This window comes from Sporosarcina sp. BI001-red, from assembly GCF_003384035.1.
Lineage (GTDB): Bacteria > Bacillota > Bacilli > Bacillales_A > Planococcaceae > Sporosarcina.
Genome location: NZ_QQAK01000011.1, coordinates 334,249 through 349,982, shown reverse-complemented (window position 1 = coordinate 349,982; position 15,734 = coordinate 334,249). Strand labels below are relative to the sequence as shown.

13 protein-coding genes are annotated in these 15,734 nt (G+C 43.3%); 11 read left to right on the top strand and 2 right to left on the bottom strand.

Annotated features, from left to right (window positions below):
* Positions 1-23 precede the first annotated feature (23 nt).
* From DVB69_RS08805 to DVB69_RS08795, 4 genes are all read left to right on the top strand, one after another.
* Positions 24-1,256, top strand: a complete 1,233-nt coding sequence (locus tag DVB69_RS08805; protein WP_116018620.1) for a CynX/NimT family MFS transporter — start codon at positions 24-26, stop codon at positions 1,254-1,256.
* 64 nt (positions 1,257-1,320) lie between these two features.
* Entirely contained in the window at positions 1,321-1,566 is a 246-nt protein-coding gene (locus tag DVB69_RS08800) for a glutaredoxin family protein (RefSeq protein WP_116018618.1), read from the top strand.
* Positions 1,563-1,721: a hypothetical protein gene (locus DVB69_RS17560; RefSeq protein ID WP_158541067.1), complete on the top strand. Its 159-nt coding sequence runs from the start codon at positions 1,563-1,565 to the stop codon at positions 1,719-1,721. The genes DVB69_RS08800 and DVB69_RS17560 overlap by 4 nt, the downstream gene beginning before the upstream one ends.
* Before the next feature lie 140 nt (positions 1,722-1,861).
* Positions 1,862-3,094: a Zn-dependent hydrolase gene (locus DVB69_RS08795; protein WP_116018616.1), complete on the top strand. Its 1,233-nt coding sequence runs from the start codon at positions 1,862-1,864 to the stop codon at positions 3,092-3,094.
* Positions 3,095-3,414: 320 nt separating this feature from the next.
* Here DVB69_RS08795 and allD read toward each other — a convergent pair whose 3' ends face one another.
* Both allD and DVB69_RS08780 read right to left on the bottom strand, forming a co-directional pair.
* Complete coding sequence (gene allD / locus DVB69_RS08785; RefSeq protein ID WP_116018612.1) at positions 3,415-4,464, bottom strand: ureidoglycolate dehydrogenase; 1,050 nt, start codon at positions 4,462-4,464, stop codon at positions 3,415-3,417.
* Between the two features lie 41 nt (positions 4,465-4,505).
* Positions 4,506-5,375 carry an alpha/beta hydrolase gene (locus DVB69_RS08780; protein WP_116018610.1) on the bottom strand — a complete coding sequence of 290 codons (870 nt, stop codon included), beginning with the start codon at positions 5,373-5,375 and terminating at the stop codon, positions 4,506-4,508.
* Between the two features lie 325 nt (positions 5,376-5,700).
* Here DVB69_RS08780 and fdrA point away from each other — a divergent pair, with 325 nt between their 5' ends.
* The 7 genes from fdrA to DVB69_RS08745 all read left to right on the top strand — a co-directional run bounded on the left by fdrA (position 5,701) and on the right by DVB69_RS08745 (position 15,614).
* Complete coding sequence (gene fdrA, locus DVB69_RS08775) at positions 5,701-7,449, top strand: acyl-CoA synthetase FdrA (protein WP_116018608.1); 1,749 nt, start codon at positions 5,701-5,703, stop codon at positions 7,447-7,449.
* Between the two features lie 101 nt (positions 7,450-7,550).
* On the top strand, positions 7,551-8,813 hold the full coding sequence (locus DVB69_RS08770) for a YlbE family protein (RefSeq protein WP_116018606.1): 1,263 nt from the start codon (positions 7,551-7,553) through the stop codon (positions 8,811-8,813).
* Complete coding sequence (locus tag DVB69_RS08765) at positions 8,813-9,733, top strand: oxamate carbamoyltransferase subunit AllH family protein (protein WP_116018604.1); 921 nt, start codon at positions 8,813-8,815, stop codon at positions 9,731-9,733. Before DVB69_RS08770 ends, DVB69_RS08765 begins: the two co-directional genes overlap by 1 nt.
* Positions 9,730-10,668: a carbamate kinase gene (gene arcC / locus DVB69_RS08760; protein WP_116018602.1), complete on the top strand. Its 939-nt coding sequence runs from the start codon at positions 9,730-9,732 to the stop codon at positions 10,666-10,668. Before DVB69_RS08765 ends, arcC begins: the two co-directional genes overlap by 4 nt.
* Positions 10,669-10,779: 111 nt before the next feature.
* Positions 10,780-13,401: an ATP-binding protein gene (locus DVB69_RS08755; protein ID WP_116018600.1), complete on the top strand. Its 2,622-nt coding sequence runs from the start codon at positions 10,780-10,782 to the stop codon at positions 13,399-13,401.
* A 3-nt stretch (positions 13,402-13,404) separates the two neighbouring features.
* The gene (locus tag DVB69_RS08750; protein WP_116018598.1) at positions 13,405-14,145 is read left to right on the top strand and encodes a response regulator transcription factor; all 741 of its coding nucleotides are present in this window, start codon (positions 13,405-13,407) and stop codon (positions 14,143-14,145) included.
* 212 nt (positions 14,146-14,357) lie between these two features.
* Positions 14,358-15,614: an MFS transporter gene (locus DVB69_RS08745; RefSeq protein WP_116018596.1), complete on the top strand. Its 1,257-nt coding sequence runs from the start codon at positions 14,358-14,360 to the stop codon at positions 15,612-15,614.
* Positions 15,615-15,734: the final 120 nt, after the last annotated feature.

Genomic DNA, 15,734 nt, shown 5'->3' with positions numbered 1-15,734 from the left:
CTAATTTGAAGGGGGACGATTCAATGAATAAAAATGAAGGTGAACGTGAACGTCCATCTTCTGCTCAACGTTCGCTACTACTAATTGCCATTGTCGTAATAGGTTTTAACTTGCGCCCTGCAATAACTTCAGTAGGTCCTCTACTCAGCACAATAAGGGATGAAATTGGACTATCCAATTGGAGTGCGGGGATTATCGCCAGTCTACCGCTAATCGCGTTTGCGGCGATGTCTACCGTAGCTGCCCGATTCGGGAATCGGTTCGGTAATATGACTATGATTCTAGTAGGACTATTCTTACTTTCTGGTGGAACGATTGCCAGGTCTATTCCATACACACCACTATTATTCATCGGAACAGCTGTAATTGGTGTTGGGATAGCTTTAATGAACGTCTTACTCCCGGCCTTTATCAAAGAGAAGTTTCCAAACAAAGTGGGACGGATGACGAGTGTCTACTCAACGGCAATGTGTATATTTGCAGCAACTGCGTCTGGTTTATCGATCCCGCTCGCTACGGGTGCAGGACTGGGATGGCAACTATCCCTAGGATCTTGGGTTTTGTTGTCTGCAGCAGGAGCTGTCCTCTGGATCGTTGTCATGAGACAGGATAATTTTGCACCTGAGGATGAAATGAAAGTCTACATCGTAACAAAGCGGAAAGGACTGTGGGGTTCTGCCTTGGCATGGCAAGTGACGCTGTTCATGGGTCTTCAATCGTTTGCCTTTTACACACTTGTTTCGTGGTTACCTGAGATTTTGACAGATTACGGGTTTTCACCATCATCTGCAGGGTGGACATTGTCAATTGCCCAATTTGTTAGCATTCCGTCTACATTCATCGCACCATTGCTTGCGGAAAAGTTTCGCAAGCAGTCTGGAATCGCAGCGATAGCCGGTGGACTTTACACCCTAGGATATGCTGGACTACTCCTTGGCGGGTCACCTGAATTTCTCGTTGTGTCCTCCATGATCATTGGATTGGCATCTGGTGCGACGATTAGTCTATCTCTCGCTTTCCTTGGCATGCGTTCACGAGACGGTCGTCAAGCAGGCCAGCTTTCTGGAATGGCTCAGTCAGTCGGGTACTTACTAGCTGCGTCAGGTCCGATCCTCATTGGATTACTTTATGATGTGTCAGAGAACTGGAGGAAACCGTTAATGGTTCTTGTTGGTGTATGTCTTCTCATGACAGCGGCAGGAATTGGTGCTGGACGAAACAAATTTGTTTCGGAAGAAGTTTCCGAAGAAAGCTAATGGGTTGATATAATACCTTAAGGGGTATAAGGTTAGAGTCAATTACATCAAAGGAGTATATGTTATGACACCTCAAGCAACCGTTTATGTATCATCTACGTGCACCTACTGCACAATGATGACGAATTATTTGGATGAACAAAAAATTTCCTATGAAACCGTTAATATTTCATTAGATCAAGAGGCAGGAAAACGTCTAGTAAAAACGACTGGACAGATGGGTGTACCTCAGACCAAATTGAAGGACGTTTGGATTTTGGGATTTGACCCTGAAGGTGTTCAAAAAGCCCTTCATGGAGAAGCTCAGTGAAGCGTATTGTTGACAAGTTCCGCTGTATGACGTGTACTATTGAGACAGACGTGGAAAAGGAAATGATGCGGAAGCTATTTCCAAGGTTTTGCATCGGACATGTTGCACTATTTGCAACCGGTATTTTTCTCGTGATTATGGAATGGATGAACTGACAAACCGGCTTTCCCCTGGAGTTAAATGGGAATGCCGGTTTGATTTTTTTCTATGAACTTGCGATACTTTATAATAGGAGTGAGCGAATTTTACGTGAATTTATTTGCATTAGGTTACCTATAAGAAAAGGGGAATTGCCATGAAGCTGGATCGATTACGTCAGTCATTTGAAGAACTTGCGAAGTTTACAGACGAAGGAGAAGGTATCAACCGGCTTGCTTACACCGAAACAGAGCGCAACGCACGGGAATATATGATCCAACAGTTTAAAGAGGCTGGTCTCACTGTACGTACAGATTACGCGGGAAATGTCATCGCGCGACGTGAAGGTGCAACAGCTGAATTACCTGTAGTAGCAACAGGTTCTCACATTGACTCGGTCTATGCGGCAGGGGAATTTGACGGAACTGCTGGTGTGCTCGTTGCACTTGAAGTGATGCGCTCGCTTGCGGATGACAGCATTGAAACCGAGCATCCGATGGAAGTAATTATTTTCGCTTGCGAGGAGTCGTCACGTTTTGGAGCCTCTACGCTTGGTAGCAAAGCTATGTCAGGACGGTTGGATCCGGCATATACTCGGTCATTGACTGACAGAAATGGCTTTACTCTTATGCAAGCGTTTGAAGAGAATGGACTCGATCTGGAAGAAGTCCATTTAGCCATGCGTTTCCAAGATGAGTTCAAAGCATTTGTGGAGCTGCATATAGAACAAGGACCTGTGCTAGAGAAGCAACAAGCGTCTATTGGGGTCGTGTCTGCCATCGCGGCGCCAGTCCGGTTCCATGTACACGTAGGAGGAACGGCCGATCATTCGGGGACAACCCCGATGGATTATCGACATGATGCATTGCTGGGGGCTGCTGAAATTGCGTTGGCTGTAGAGCGGGCAGCTATTGCAGAACTTGTATATGGCACAGTTGGTACGGTAGGCGTTTTTTCCATAAAACCAGGGGCGATGAATGTCGTACCAAGTGCGACGGAAATGGACGTCGACATTCGAGGAACGAACACAGAATCGCGGAAACGTGTTGTGGATGCACTTGAAACAGCGGTTCAAGAAGTAGCAGAAGCACGTGGTTTAGACGTTTGGATGGACGCAATCTCCAGTGAAGAACCAGTTCAAATGGACGCTGATGTTGTGAATGAATTAAAAGCCGTTTGTGAAGAGCGTGGCGTGAAGTGGCTAGAAATGCCAAGCGGAGCAGGGCATGATGCTATGAATATGGCAGCCTTTTGTCCGACAGGTATGATTTTTGTTCCATCAAAAGATGGGCTCAGCCATAACCCTGCAGAGTACACGTCCATGGAAGAATTGTTGGAAGGGGCAGAAGTATTACGGGCATTCATGTTGAGACAGGCTATAATTGTGTAATTATCCGAACGGTGTGGCGGGACAGTCGTTGTCTCGCTGTGCTGTTTTTTGTGAGCAAATCTTTAAAAATGATGATTTTTCCAAATCCCACTAAAATACATCGACTGATTGATTAGCCCTTGGAAAGACAAGGAATGTGTTACCGATTAAATCCCTAAACGCACTTGAATTGCGTCCCGTTATCGAGAAACTTTCGCAAGTGTCGGAGAAACGCAGACCAGTGTCCGAGAAATCCCCCCTGATGAAGGACAGCCGTTATGATTTGATCGACAATGAGAAAAAACAACAAAAAATGGCCCACACAAAGTGGGCCATCTAGTTTACTTTCCAAAAGGATTCTTATGATCATATTGGTTATTGTGCACAACGTCACTACGTAAGTACTCGAGGATGTCATCTACAATCTCCACACCATTCTTCAACGACTCTTGTTCTTGAAGCGTTGTGTTCTGACCAGGATACAGCACCTGTTCAAACCCTGGAGCTGGCTTCACGTCATTCAATTCCTTCATCATGCCGGAAATATTAGCACGGAACAGATCAGAACTTGTGAAGGCACCTGGATCGATGACAATATGGAGTTGTCCGAGTTCTCTTCCTTTAGTCATATCGTGATACATCGACGACACGTGTTTTCCAAATGGAAGTCCGAGCAACACACCGGACAAGATATCTACCATCATCATTAGACCATATCCTTTTGGTCCAGCAATCGGAAGCAATCCCGTCACCTTAAATGGATCCGTCGTCGGCACGCCATCTTTGTCCACTGCCCACGTATCCGGAATGGATTCACCTTTTGACCGAGCATGCAAAATTTTACCCCATGCTTGAATGCTTGTCGCCATATCAAAAATGATTTTGTCGTCACCAACGCCAGGTGCAGCAAACGCAATCGGGTTTGTCCCGAAATACGGCTCCGCTCCGCCAAAAGGAACGACCATTGGATCGGATTGGCACATCGAAATTCCAATCATGCCAGCTTCTGCTGCTTGTTGGACGAAGTAAGACATGGCCCCACTATGACTCATCCGACGAATGCCAACAACTGCCGTTCCGTTTTCCCGTGCCATATCAATTGCACGCGTCATCGCTTCTTTTGCGGCAACGTGGCCTACGCCGTTATCCGCATCCAATACAGCGCTCCCTGGACCTGTCTGCTTAAATTGAACGTTTGGATTTAAGGTGATCCCGCCTTTTGCTATTCGCTCGGCGTAATACTCCGTCCGCATCGCCCCATGTGAAAAGATCCCACGAGCGTCAGCGTGCGCAAGTACATCTGCAACTATTTCCGAATCATTAGGTTGTAGTCCTGCCTGTGTGAGTTTGTTCGCCATCAGTTTTTTCAATTCCTCAATCGATATGTTCATCTCCAACACTCCTTTAGTTCTGCTAGTAATTTAAATTGTCTTCATAATTGAAACCGTTCTTGTAAAAACTCTATTACATGCTTCACAGCGTGCACAGAGTCAGGGTCGTCCATGTTGGCATCGAAGTTATGCTTCCCCTGAGCTATCGTCATGAGTTCGTTCGGAACACCTACTGAATCTAGTCTTGCTTTCATGGCAACAGACTCCGCGTACGGGACATCCTCGTCAACATCCCCATGTATAAGAAGGGTTGCTGGAAAGTCTGTATCTGCTAATTCAACAGGTGCATACTGCGTCAGATCGCTTTTACTTGTAGCATCAGAACCTGCCACCCAATCGAGCCACGTGCCTTGCTGACGGCAATATAAGTAAATCGCATATCGCCGTTCGATCGGAGCCGATGAAATCGGATTTGGCTGAATCAGTTGTTTTGCCAACAGTTCAGGCACCATCGTCATCGACGTAAAATGTGGACTGGGTTGCTGATACCAGTCACCCGTAACTTGTCCGTATCCATAAAACGAAACAATGGCATCTGGCTTCACTTCAAATGTACCTGATAACAGGGCCAGATATCCTCCTGCTGAACTACCAATTACAGCAACTCGTTCACGATTGAAGTCGAATTGAGCGTGCGCTTCGGTCTTAATCCAAGCCAACAAATCCTTCAGGTCATCCCGAATTTCAGAAAGTCGAGACTCAGGAGCAAGACGATAATCGACAGAAAACACATTGAATCCAGCCTCATTGTATAGACGGATTTGCTCACGGTTCATGTCATTCCGAGTCCCCCAAATCAGTCCGCCACCGTGAATGTAGATCAGTAAAGGTGCCTGTTCCAAAGCGGTTTCATGAAGTACTCCTTGAATTGCACAACCATTCACATGTTTATAAACAAAAGTCTCTGCCATAACCGCATCCTCTTTTCTTAATACGTTCCTATCCTACTCACTAAATATTTCAATTGGTGCTTTTACTAGTCTACATAACAATCTATAAAACTATTTCTGAACCTATATTACGACACGAAACGCCAAGAATACAGCTTTCGACTCACAATTTTATGTTTTTGTAATGTTACACTCTAGTATTTTATTCGTCTGTAATGCAAATTGCGTTACAATTAGTTTGGATAAACAAAACCAGCTTGCGCACAAGTTTTGTGTTCATCGATTAGGGAAACACATGCTACTGCAAGCTCGCAGATTTAAAAATATACTTACAGGGGTGATTTTTGTGCTTCATACGATTATCAAGAAGAACTCGTACCAAGACTCCATTAACCTCATGTTGCTTACAAACTCAGTAGCAACTATGGAAGGTCTCAACAAAGTACAAATTATGATGGCGACACCAGCTAACAAAGACATCTTTAAAGATGCAGGGTTGCATACAGAAGAACTAGAAGCAGCAGAATCGAACGACATGGCAATTGTTGTCGACTCAGACAATGCAGACATGATGGATTCAGTGCTGGAAAAAGTAGAACAATATTTGAATGACCAATCCATTAGCAACAAGAAGCAAGGATTTGAAACGGTACGTACGTGGGATAAAGCGGTAGATGCATTACCAAATGCAAACGTTGCTATGATTTCAGTTCCAGGTGAATATGCAGCAGAAGAAGCGGACAAGGCATTGGACCGTGGCCTTCACGTGTTCATGTTTAGTGATAACGTATCCGTAGAGGACGAATTACGATTAAAGCAAAAAGCGCACGACAAAGGTTTACTTGTCATGGGACCTGACTGCGGTACTGGAATTCTTGATGGTGTTCCTTTGGCATTCGCAAACGTAGTGAACAAAGGTCGTATCGGACTTGTCGGTGCATCAGGAACAGGAATTCAGGAAGTCTCTACAATTATCGATCGCTTAGGAGAAGGCGTAAGCCACGCAATCGGTACAGGTGGACGTGACCTGAAAGATCCAATCGGTGCAATTACGATGATGGATGGAATCCGTGCTCTTGAAAACCATAGTCAGACTGAAATTATCACGATTATTTCGAAGCCACCTGCAGAACACGTGCGTAACGAAGTAATGGAACTTCTTCAAAGCTTGACGAAGCCAGTCGTTGCTGTATTCCTTGGAGAAAAGCCTGAACAGTATGAAGGCAATGTCTACCAAGCATATACACTCGCGGAAACTGCACATATTGCAGTGGATCTAGCACGTGGTAACGAAGTGAAAGCAGACTACAACTCAGGCGACTTCACTGTAGAGAATTCAAGCTTGAAAGAAGGTCAGAAAACGCTAAAAGGATTGTACTCTGGTGGTACACTCGCTTCTGAAGCGGCAGTTCTAATTTCTGACGCATTAGGTCTTGGCACACATATTAAAAACGAAGAAGGCTACGTCTTAAAGCACGAGGGTCAGGAAATCGTTGACCTTGGAGATGACAAGTATACACAAGGGAAACCACATCCAATGATCGATCCGGAAACTCGTTCGAAGTTCATCGAACAAGCGGGTGCTGATGAAACAACAGCTGTTATCTTGCTCGACTTCGTCCTTGGATATGGCTCACACGATGACATGGCTAGCGCGTTGCTTCCTTCTATCAACAAAGCAGTAGCAAAAGCAAAAGAAGGCGGCCGTACATTACACGTTGTCGCAACTGTTTGTGGTACGAAAAACGATCCCCAAAGCTATGACGGTCACGTGAAACAGTTGAAAGAAGCTGGCGTAATCGTTAAAGAGACAAACAACGAAGCGGTCCGTACTGCGCTTAATATTGTTGGCCTTCACGTAGAAGACAACCAGAAGAAACATGTAGAAGGAACTAAGTCAGCTAAGAAATTCGATCTCTCTGTATCTGAAGACATTGCGTTACTCGTTTCGGAACGCCCACGCGTCATTAACGTTGGTCTGAAAGGCTTTACTGGTGCGCTATCAGATACAGGCACACAGTTCGTCCAATACGACTGGCGTCCAGTTGCTGGCGGTAATGCACGTATGGCTAAAATCTTGAGCTTACTGAAATAATTTCAGAGTGATGAAGATAGAAGGTCCAGATCCGCTCTGGACTGGGCCTTCTCCATGCAGATGGTGGCATCTGTAAATATGACGAATGAGGTGTGTACGTTATGAACTACAAGTCAATGGATGAAGCAAACAAAGCAGTTGTTGATAAAATTACTGGATCGGCTCCATTTCTAGTGGATGTTGTACCGGCTAAAGATAAAATTAAAGAACTGAATGACGGAAAGGTATTGCTACATGCAGGTCCACCGATAGTGTGGAATGATATGACCGGTCCGATGCAAGGATCTTGTATCGGTGCTTCGATCTATGAGGGTTGGGCATCTAACGAAGAAGAAGCGGAAAAGCAACTAGCAGGCGGCGAAGTGAAATTCATCCCGTGTCACCATGTAAACGCAGTAGGACCAATGGGTGGTATCACCTCTGCTAACATGCCAGTATTCGTTGTAGAAAACCGTACAGACGGTAACGAAGCCTACTGCATCATGAACGAAGGGATCGGGAAAGTTCTTCGTTTTGGCGCTAATTCACAGGAAGTCATCGATCGTTTGAAATGGATGCAAAACGTGCTTGGACCGACGATTGCAAAAGCTCTTACGCTCACTGAAGATGGCTTGAATTTGAACGTTATCATCGCAAAAGCAATTACCATGGGGGATGAGTTCCACCAACGTAATATTGCCGCGTCCTTAATTTTCTTGAAAGAGATCAGCCCGTACATCGTACAGTTGGATATAAATGAAAGCGATCGTAAAGACGTTATTCAATTTTTGGCGGATACAGATCAATTCTTCTTGAATATCATGATGGCAACAGCTAAAGCCGTAATGGACGGAGCTCGCACTATTCAAGACGGAACTGTCGTTACAGCAATGTGCCGTAATGGTAAAGACTTCGGAATCCGCATTAGCGGAATGGGGGACGAGTGGTTCACAGCGCCAGTTAACACGCCACAAGGTCTATTCTTTACTGGGTATTCCCAAGATGATGCTAACCCGGATATCGGGGACAGCGCGATTACTGAAACTTTCGGTGTCGGTGGTATGGCAATGATCGCAGCACCTGGCGTAACACGTTTTGTAGGAGCAGGTGGATTTGACGATGCACTTGAAACAAGTAATGAAATGACAGAGATTTGTGTATCCCAGAATAGTAACTTCACTATTCCAACTTGGGATTTCCAAGGTGCTTGTCTAGGAATTGATGCTCGTAAAGTAGTCGAGACAGGTATTGAGCCAGTCATCAACACAGGAATTGCACACAAAAAAGCAGGGATGGGTCAAGTAGGTGCAGGTACTGTTCGTGCTCCTAAAGAATGTTTTGAAAAGGCACTGGAAGCATATGCTGTGAAGTTAGGCTTGATCTAATGGCCAGCCCGCAAGCAAGGCTAACAATCCTGCATGCGACTGAATACCAGCAACAGATTCCATTCCATTTAGCAAATCATCCTGTTTGTCAGATCCATAGTATCTTTCAAAATGGGTTGAATATCAGAAGTGGAAATTGCTTATTTTTCGTGGGAACAGTGAAGAACGGACGTTTACCATTCGGTATCCATCTAACATCAGAACAATTACGACAGCTACTGAATGGGATAAATGAAAACTCCTCGGTCTCTTGGGAACCAAAGGAACGCTGTCTCGCATTTGGAGAGACAGGACCAATTGTGAGCATTGTTGGTGCGGATCCTTTTGACTGGAGGATATCTAGTGAACTTGTAACGAATGAGCTACTGTCCGATAACTTGGCAATGTTTGCATCTATTTTACTTGAAGAACCACGAGTGACAGGCTTAGACATCGATGTCGAATCATGGCTAACCAGACACTTAGAAGGAAGTTCTCCTAGTGGACTGACAGAGCAACGTTTCACTTCGTTACTAGATGTATTAGATTCTTCAAACACGATCGATATTGAACAGCAACTAAGATTTGTCATCGGCCGGGGACAAGGACTGACCCCGTCAGGTGACGATCATCTAGTAGGCTTACTCGCCATCCATGAAGCAACAGGGATTTTATCGACAGCATTTTTAGAGACGTTAAAACGGCTCATTGAGAAAGAGAGTCTTACGACTGATATAGGTAGGGAGTACTTACTCTACGCATTAGAAGGACAATTCAGTTCGACAGTAGTACAAGCGGCTTCAGAATTGACACGGAAGACAGATATTTATATGCTGAAAACATTGCTTTCCGAATTGCTCGATATGGGGCATAGTTCTGGAATTGATACGGTTTTTGGCATGTTACTCGGCTTACTAGCGCTAAGGAGGAAACTAGAATGACAGAAAAAGTAGTAATTGCCCTTGGGGGAAACGCAATCTTGCAACCTAAGCAGGAGGCGACTTATGAGAATCAGCGTGAAAACGTACGGATTAGTACTGAAATCATCGCGAAAATTGTCAAAAACGGTCACGAAGTCATTGTTACACATGGCAACGGCCCGCAAGTAGGCAACATTCTTCGTCAGAATGAAGAAGCAAAAGATGTTGTTCCCGCACTTCCACTTGACGTATGTAGCGCAGAATCACAAGGATTCATAGGGTACATGATGGAACAAACATTGAAGAACGAATTGAATAAACTCGGTCTCAAAAACGAAGTGGTTAGCATGCTCACTCAAACAGAAGTCGATCGAAATGACTCGGCGTTTGAAGACCCATCGAAGCCAATCGGTGTCTTCTATTCAGAAGAGGAAGCAAAGCAATTGGCAGAAGAAAAAGGCTGGGATGTAAAAGAAGACGCAGGTCGTGGATGGAGACGTGTTGTTGCTTCTCCAAATCCGAAGTCGATCTTAAGCTCCGATACAATTAAATTACTGACTGATAACAACATTATTGTTATCGCTTCAGGCGGGGGCGGAATACCTGTTGTACGTGAAGAAGATGGTAGCTTAACAGGTATTGAAGCGGTTATTGATAAAGACCGCAGTGCGTTCCGTTTAGCAGAAGAGGCGAAAGCGGACGTTCTTATGATCTTGACTGATGTCGATAACGTATTTGTAAACTACGGAAAACCAGATCAAAAAGCGCTTGGCACAATTACGCTTGAAGAAGCAAAAGGCTATGCAGATGAAGGTCAATTCTCTGCAGGCAGCATGGGTCCTAAAATGGAAGCGGCAATGGAGTTCGCAAAAATGGGTGGACGTGCTATTATTTGTTCACTTGGACAAGCTGACCAAGCAGTTGAAGGTAAAGCTGGAACACAAATTAAAAAGTAAACCAATGAATGGTATTGGCTTTGGTCGTTATGACACAAGCCAATACCGTTTTGGTATGTACATAACCATTTTAAGTTACATAAAAAGTAATCACGGGGGGAGAAGATGAGAATGAAGAATAGACGATCGCGTTCTTTTAAAAAGGAACTAATTTATTCGTTTCTCACAATTGGACTGACTTCAATTATTCTCCTCGGAATTTTTCAATACTTCCAGCTCTCTTCGTTAATCGAAGATAATCAGGACAGTCAAACAAAAGTAACCGAGTTTTTAGAAGATAATATTGAAGGCTATATGGAACAGCACGGACGAATCATAGAAACGATGTCTACGAGTATTGCACCACTTTTAGAGAACAATCAACCAGACAAAGTTGAAGAGAAACTCCGAGATATTAAACACAACTATCCGGGTTTCGTCAACTTATATGTTGGCGATAAAGACGGAAAGTCCCTCGTCTTTTATCCAAGGTCTTATACCGATGGTGCAACACGTGAGCATTTGGATTTTAGCGATCGATCGTATTACAAAGAACTGCTGGAAACGAACGAACAAGTGATTTCGCATGTATTCCACGGTCGAGGTGGAACAGATACGTTGCTCGTTGCAATTGTTTCACCAATTTTCGGCAGTGATGGCAAGATGGAAGGATATATTTTAGGGGCAATCGATTTAAATGCGTTAGAAAATTATGTATCCACGAGAATAACCGGAGAAGCCAGTTACGCCGTTTTACTGGATCAAGATAACAATGTGATTGTGCATCCTGACGTTAATACAAGGACGGAAATGGTCAATTTGACTAATTCGAAAACTGTACAAAAAATTACCGATCAAGAGAATCAATCCATGAATAGCTTGACCATCAAAGACGAAGGCAAAGAAAAAGAGTTCATCACCTATGCAAAAATCAGAGAACTGGGTTGGACGGTATGGATTGCAAATCCCTCCACTCTTATTAACAAGCCACTCAGAAGTGCTACCAAAACGATTTTATGGTTTATCCCAATCACAGCTTTGGTTGTGGTACTCGCTAGTGTCTTTTTGACGAATCGTCTTGGGCGAACCATCCGAAATTTACTGGATACTATAAAACGTTATACAACGAGTTACAAAACGAATCTACCGGTTGAATTAGCTGAACGCATTCAAGGACCGCAAGAAATGACGGATTTACTTACGCATTTCAATGATATGATGTCTGAAATTGAAGAAAACCGAGTCGAGCTTATGGAGTTGAATTCAGAACTTGAAGCTCGTGTTCATGAGCGAACATCAAATTTAGAACGGCGAAATGCAGAATTACAAGCAGTTAATCAACTCATTACTCCGGTTTCATCGAAAATGGACTTACCGCATTTTATTCAATTATGTCTAAATAGTATTAAACAGTCTGTTCCATTTAATGTACACATCTGGTTTCGTGAAATAGCTGTGACGTGCGAAAAGATTTACTCCGATAATAGTTTGCAACAGTATTTAAAGACTAACGTTCATGGTACGAATCATCATATGGAACCGATTGTATTGGATGGTTTACCTAGCGGATATCTTATTGTGGATCTGCAAGACGAGCAGACGATAAAGCCCAAAGAACAAGCGTTTCTTCAAACGTTCTCTCGGTCACTTGCAATTATGTTGCAAAACAAATTGTTATTTGAGCGTTATCGAAATAAGCATGCGGAACTCGATGCTGTTCTGGAAAGTATGTCAGAAGGGGTTATGCTCCTTAATAACGACCATGAAGTCGAGTATGTAAACGAATTCTTTTTGAATGTAATCGATGGAGACGGTACGAATGTACCCCTGGGACGTTTGTCTGATGTTCTCGATCGTATTAACGTTCTGTTTGAAATTACTGGAGAAGAGCTCGCTTCATTTTTTAACGGGGAAGCGAGTGAACTGAAACTTGAAAACAAAACGAAATCAGGGAACACCGATTTTTATATGCTCCACAAGTTCTCTGTTGTATCCGATGAGAAAAAGATTGGCGAGGGACTGCTCATAAGAGATATAACAAAAGAAGAAGAAATTGACACGTTGAAAAATAATTTGATTTCTTTAACTTCCCATGAATTCAAAACTCCGATTACGAACATAAGAGGAAGTGTAGAAACGCTGTTGCGGGAAGATGTCGAATGGGAACAGGACTTCCAACATGAATTGCTTGAAGGAGTTCATGAAGACATTGAACGTATTCAACACTTAGTCGATGATTGGATGGATATTTCTAAAATCGAATCGGGTTCAATGTATATTGAACGGAATATGGTTCGAGCAGACCATGTGATTGAGAAATCGATTGAACTCGTGCCTATTACACTAAAAGAAGGGGCAACCCTAACGTTCCACAACAAAGCGGAAGATTACCTATTCTTCTACGCAGACAAAACTCGGGTACAGCAAGTGCTAGTGAATCTCTTTACGAATGCATTACGATATAACGACCATCCACGAAAGCAGATCCACATCACCTTGGAAAAAAAGGAAAAATACTTAACGATTGCAGTGTCGGACAATGGAATTGGTATTTCGAAAGAGCATTTACAGAAAATCTTTAACCGATTTTATCAAGTGGATGTCACTGCCACACGACGATCAGGAGGAACGGGCTTGGGATTATCTATCTGCGAAGGAATTATGGAAGCGCATGAGGGGAAAATCGAAGTCGATAGTAAACCTGGGGAAGGCAGCACATTTACACTCTACTTTCCAATACGAGAGGGGTCTTAAGAGATGAAACAAAAAATATGTGTCGTAGATGATGAAGCAAAAATTTTACGTTTCATCTCTGCGAATTTACGATCCGTTGGATACGAAGTCATAACTGCTGATTCCGGTGAAGAACTGTTGGAAAAGTACGATCTGATCTCACCCGATCTAATATTGCTCGATATTATGATGCCAGGACGGGATGGCTTTTACGTATTAGAAGAACTTCGAAAGTTCTCCCACACGCCGATTATCATGCTAACAGCAAGAAGTAACCCAAAAGATAAAGTGAATGGGTTAAATCTGGGGGCCGATGATTACTTAACAAAACCATTTTCGTTGGATGAGCTGTTTGCACGCGTCAACGCAGTTCTTCGTAGAAGTCAGCCGAGTCTTGCTGATTCGGCGGCGGGTACATCATCTGTAATTGAAACGGGATCTTTACAAGTGGATGTCGGTGGAAAGAGGATCTGGATAGACGATGAAGAGTTGAAATTGACACAGACGGAGTTTTCGTTGTTGGAAATTCTAGCATTGAATCTGGACAAGGTCGTCCAACATGAATCGTTGCTTTCAGAAGTGTGGGGACCCCAGTATCGAGACGATGTCGAGTATTTACGTGTCGGTATAGCAAGAATCCGCCGCAAAATCAAAGAGCGCTTGAAGGAGCCTGAGGAGTATATTGTTACGTATCCTGGACTTGGATACATGTTAAAAAGTGTAACAGCTTATCACGAAAAGGATGTGGATGGTCCAACAGTTTAGACTCTTATATTCAATGAAGAGAGCCAGGATTCTGCATGGAATGACCCTACTGTATATAAGGGAGAACATTCTTTTAGATATTTAATGTTTTGGCAATGTTAACTGTTTTGATTTTATTCGTCTGTAATGCCTCCTACAGTATTATACAGGTGTAAGGCAAATGATCATTTTACTTAAGTAACTAATATAAAAAAATTGAGGAGGAACAAAAGATGGCGAAAAACGTACAAGATAATGGCCAGAAAAAAGAACTTATACCTTATTGGATCAAAGCCGTTATCGTATTCTTCTTAGGTTGGGTTGCAATTTACGGAACACGTGCAATCTTGAACCCAGTCATGGATGATATTCAAACCGAATTTAGCTTGTCTGCCAGTCAACTTGGTATGATCAGTAGTATTTTCTTCATCGGTTACGCAGGATTGAACATACCGTCCGGTATACTTGGTGATAAAATTGGTAAAAAGGTAGTACTTGTACCAGGGATTATTATGTTTGGTGTCTTTGCAGCAATTGCAGGCTCGATGCCGACATTCTTCCTATTTATACTAATGTGGTTAATGGTTGGTGTGTTCCAAGGGTTCTACTATGGACCTCAATATGGATTATCGTCTGAAGCAATTCCTAAGAAACACATCACAGTCGGTTCAGCAATCATCAACAGTGGTATGGCGTTTGGTCTATCAGCTGGTTACTTCTTATCAAGTTGGACTATCGAAGCGGGTATGTCGTGGAGAGCACCATTTTATATCGTTGCGATTCCAGTCGTCCTCATCGGTTTGCTAATGTGGTGGCTTGTTAAAGAAAACCCATATGGCAAGAAAGCTAAAGCTGAACTTGATAATCAAGAACCATTCAAGATCAGTGTGCTGTTCAAAAACCGCAACTTGCTCATGTCTTACATCGTAATCTTCTGTGCGATTTACGGATTCTTCGTAGTCGTTACATGGATGCCTTATTACTTGCAACACGCACGTGGAGTTGAAGGAAGCGCAGTTGCGACAGTTTCTTCACTAGTACCGTGGGCAGCTGTTCCAGGTTCAATTTTCTTCAGCTGGGTTGCTGACCGTATGGGTAAACGTCGTCCTGTACTACTCGTCATGCTTCCACTTTCACTTATTTCACTCGTTTCCATCGTTGCATTCGACAACATGTATGTCCTTTATGCAGCACTAATCGGTTACGGGATCTTTGGTAAAATCAGTACAAACCCAGTATTGGTTGCTGTTGTAGCAGACAATGCTCCTAAAAATGCATATGGAACATCATTTGGTATATACAACTTCATCGGAATGTGTGGATCCATCCTTGCACCATACATCACAGGTTACTTGGCTGATGTAACTGGTAATCTGGATATGGGCTTCTACTTTGCAGGTTTCCTACTAATCATCGGTACAATTGCTGCCGCGATGATTAAGGAAGATAACAAACCAAAATTAACAGACCAGAAAGCAGTAACTGAATAAGTGAACTAGACAGGCTGTCCTTTTAGCGGGGCGGCCTGTTTTTTATATTATGCACTCTTAGGTTGATGGTTAAACAACAATGTTTTTTCTAGAATGTATACGTACAAACTTTATCTGGGA

Bases quoted from the DNA above. Each gene is read 5' to 3' on its own strand.
- DVB69_RS08795 (WP_116018616.1), top strand. From the start codon at position 1,862: ATGAAGCTGGATCGATTACGTCAGTCATTTGAAGAACTTGCGAAGTTT.
- allD (WP_116018612.1), bottom strand. From the start codon at position 4,464: ATGAACATATCGATTGAGGAATTGAAAAAACTGATGGCGAACAAACTC.
- DVB69_RS08805 (WP_116018620.1), top strand. From the start codon at position 24: ATGAATAAAAATGAAGGTGAACGTGAACGTCCATCTTCTGCTCAACGT.
- DVB69_RS08750 (WP_116018598.1), top strand. From the start codon at position 13,405: ATGAAACAAAAAATATGTGTCGTAGATGATGAAGCAAAAATTTTACGT.
- DVB69_RS08755 (WP_116018600.1), top strand. From the start codon at position 10,780: ATGAAGAATAGACGATCGCGTTCTTTTAAAAAGGAACTAATTTATTCG.
- DVB69_RS08745 (WP_116018596.1), top strand. From the start codon at position 14,358: ATGGCGAAAAACGTACAAGATAATGGCCAGAAAAAAGAACTTATACCT.
- arcC (WP_116018602.1), top strand. From the start codon at position 9,730: ATGACAGAAAAAGTAGTAATTGCCCTTGGGGGAAACGCAATCTTGCAA.
- DVB69_RS08800 (WP_116018618.1), top strand. From the start codon at position 1,321: ATGACACCTCAAGCAACCGTTTATGTATCATCTACGTGCACCTACTGC.
- DVB69_RS08765 (WP_116018604.1), top strand. From the start codon at position 8,813: ATGGCCAGCCCGCAAGCAAGGCTAACAATCCTGCATGCGACTGAATAC.
- DVB69_RS08780 (WP_116018610.1), bottom strand. From the start codon at position 5,375: ATGGCAGAGACTTTTGTTTATAAACATGTGAATGGTTGTGCAATTCAA.
- DVB69_RS08770 (WP_116018606.1), top strand. From the start codon at position 7,551: ATGAACTACAAGTCAATGGATGAAGCAAACAAAGCAGTTGTTGATAAA.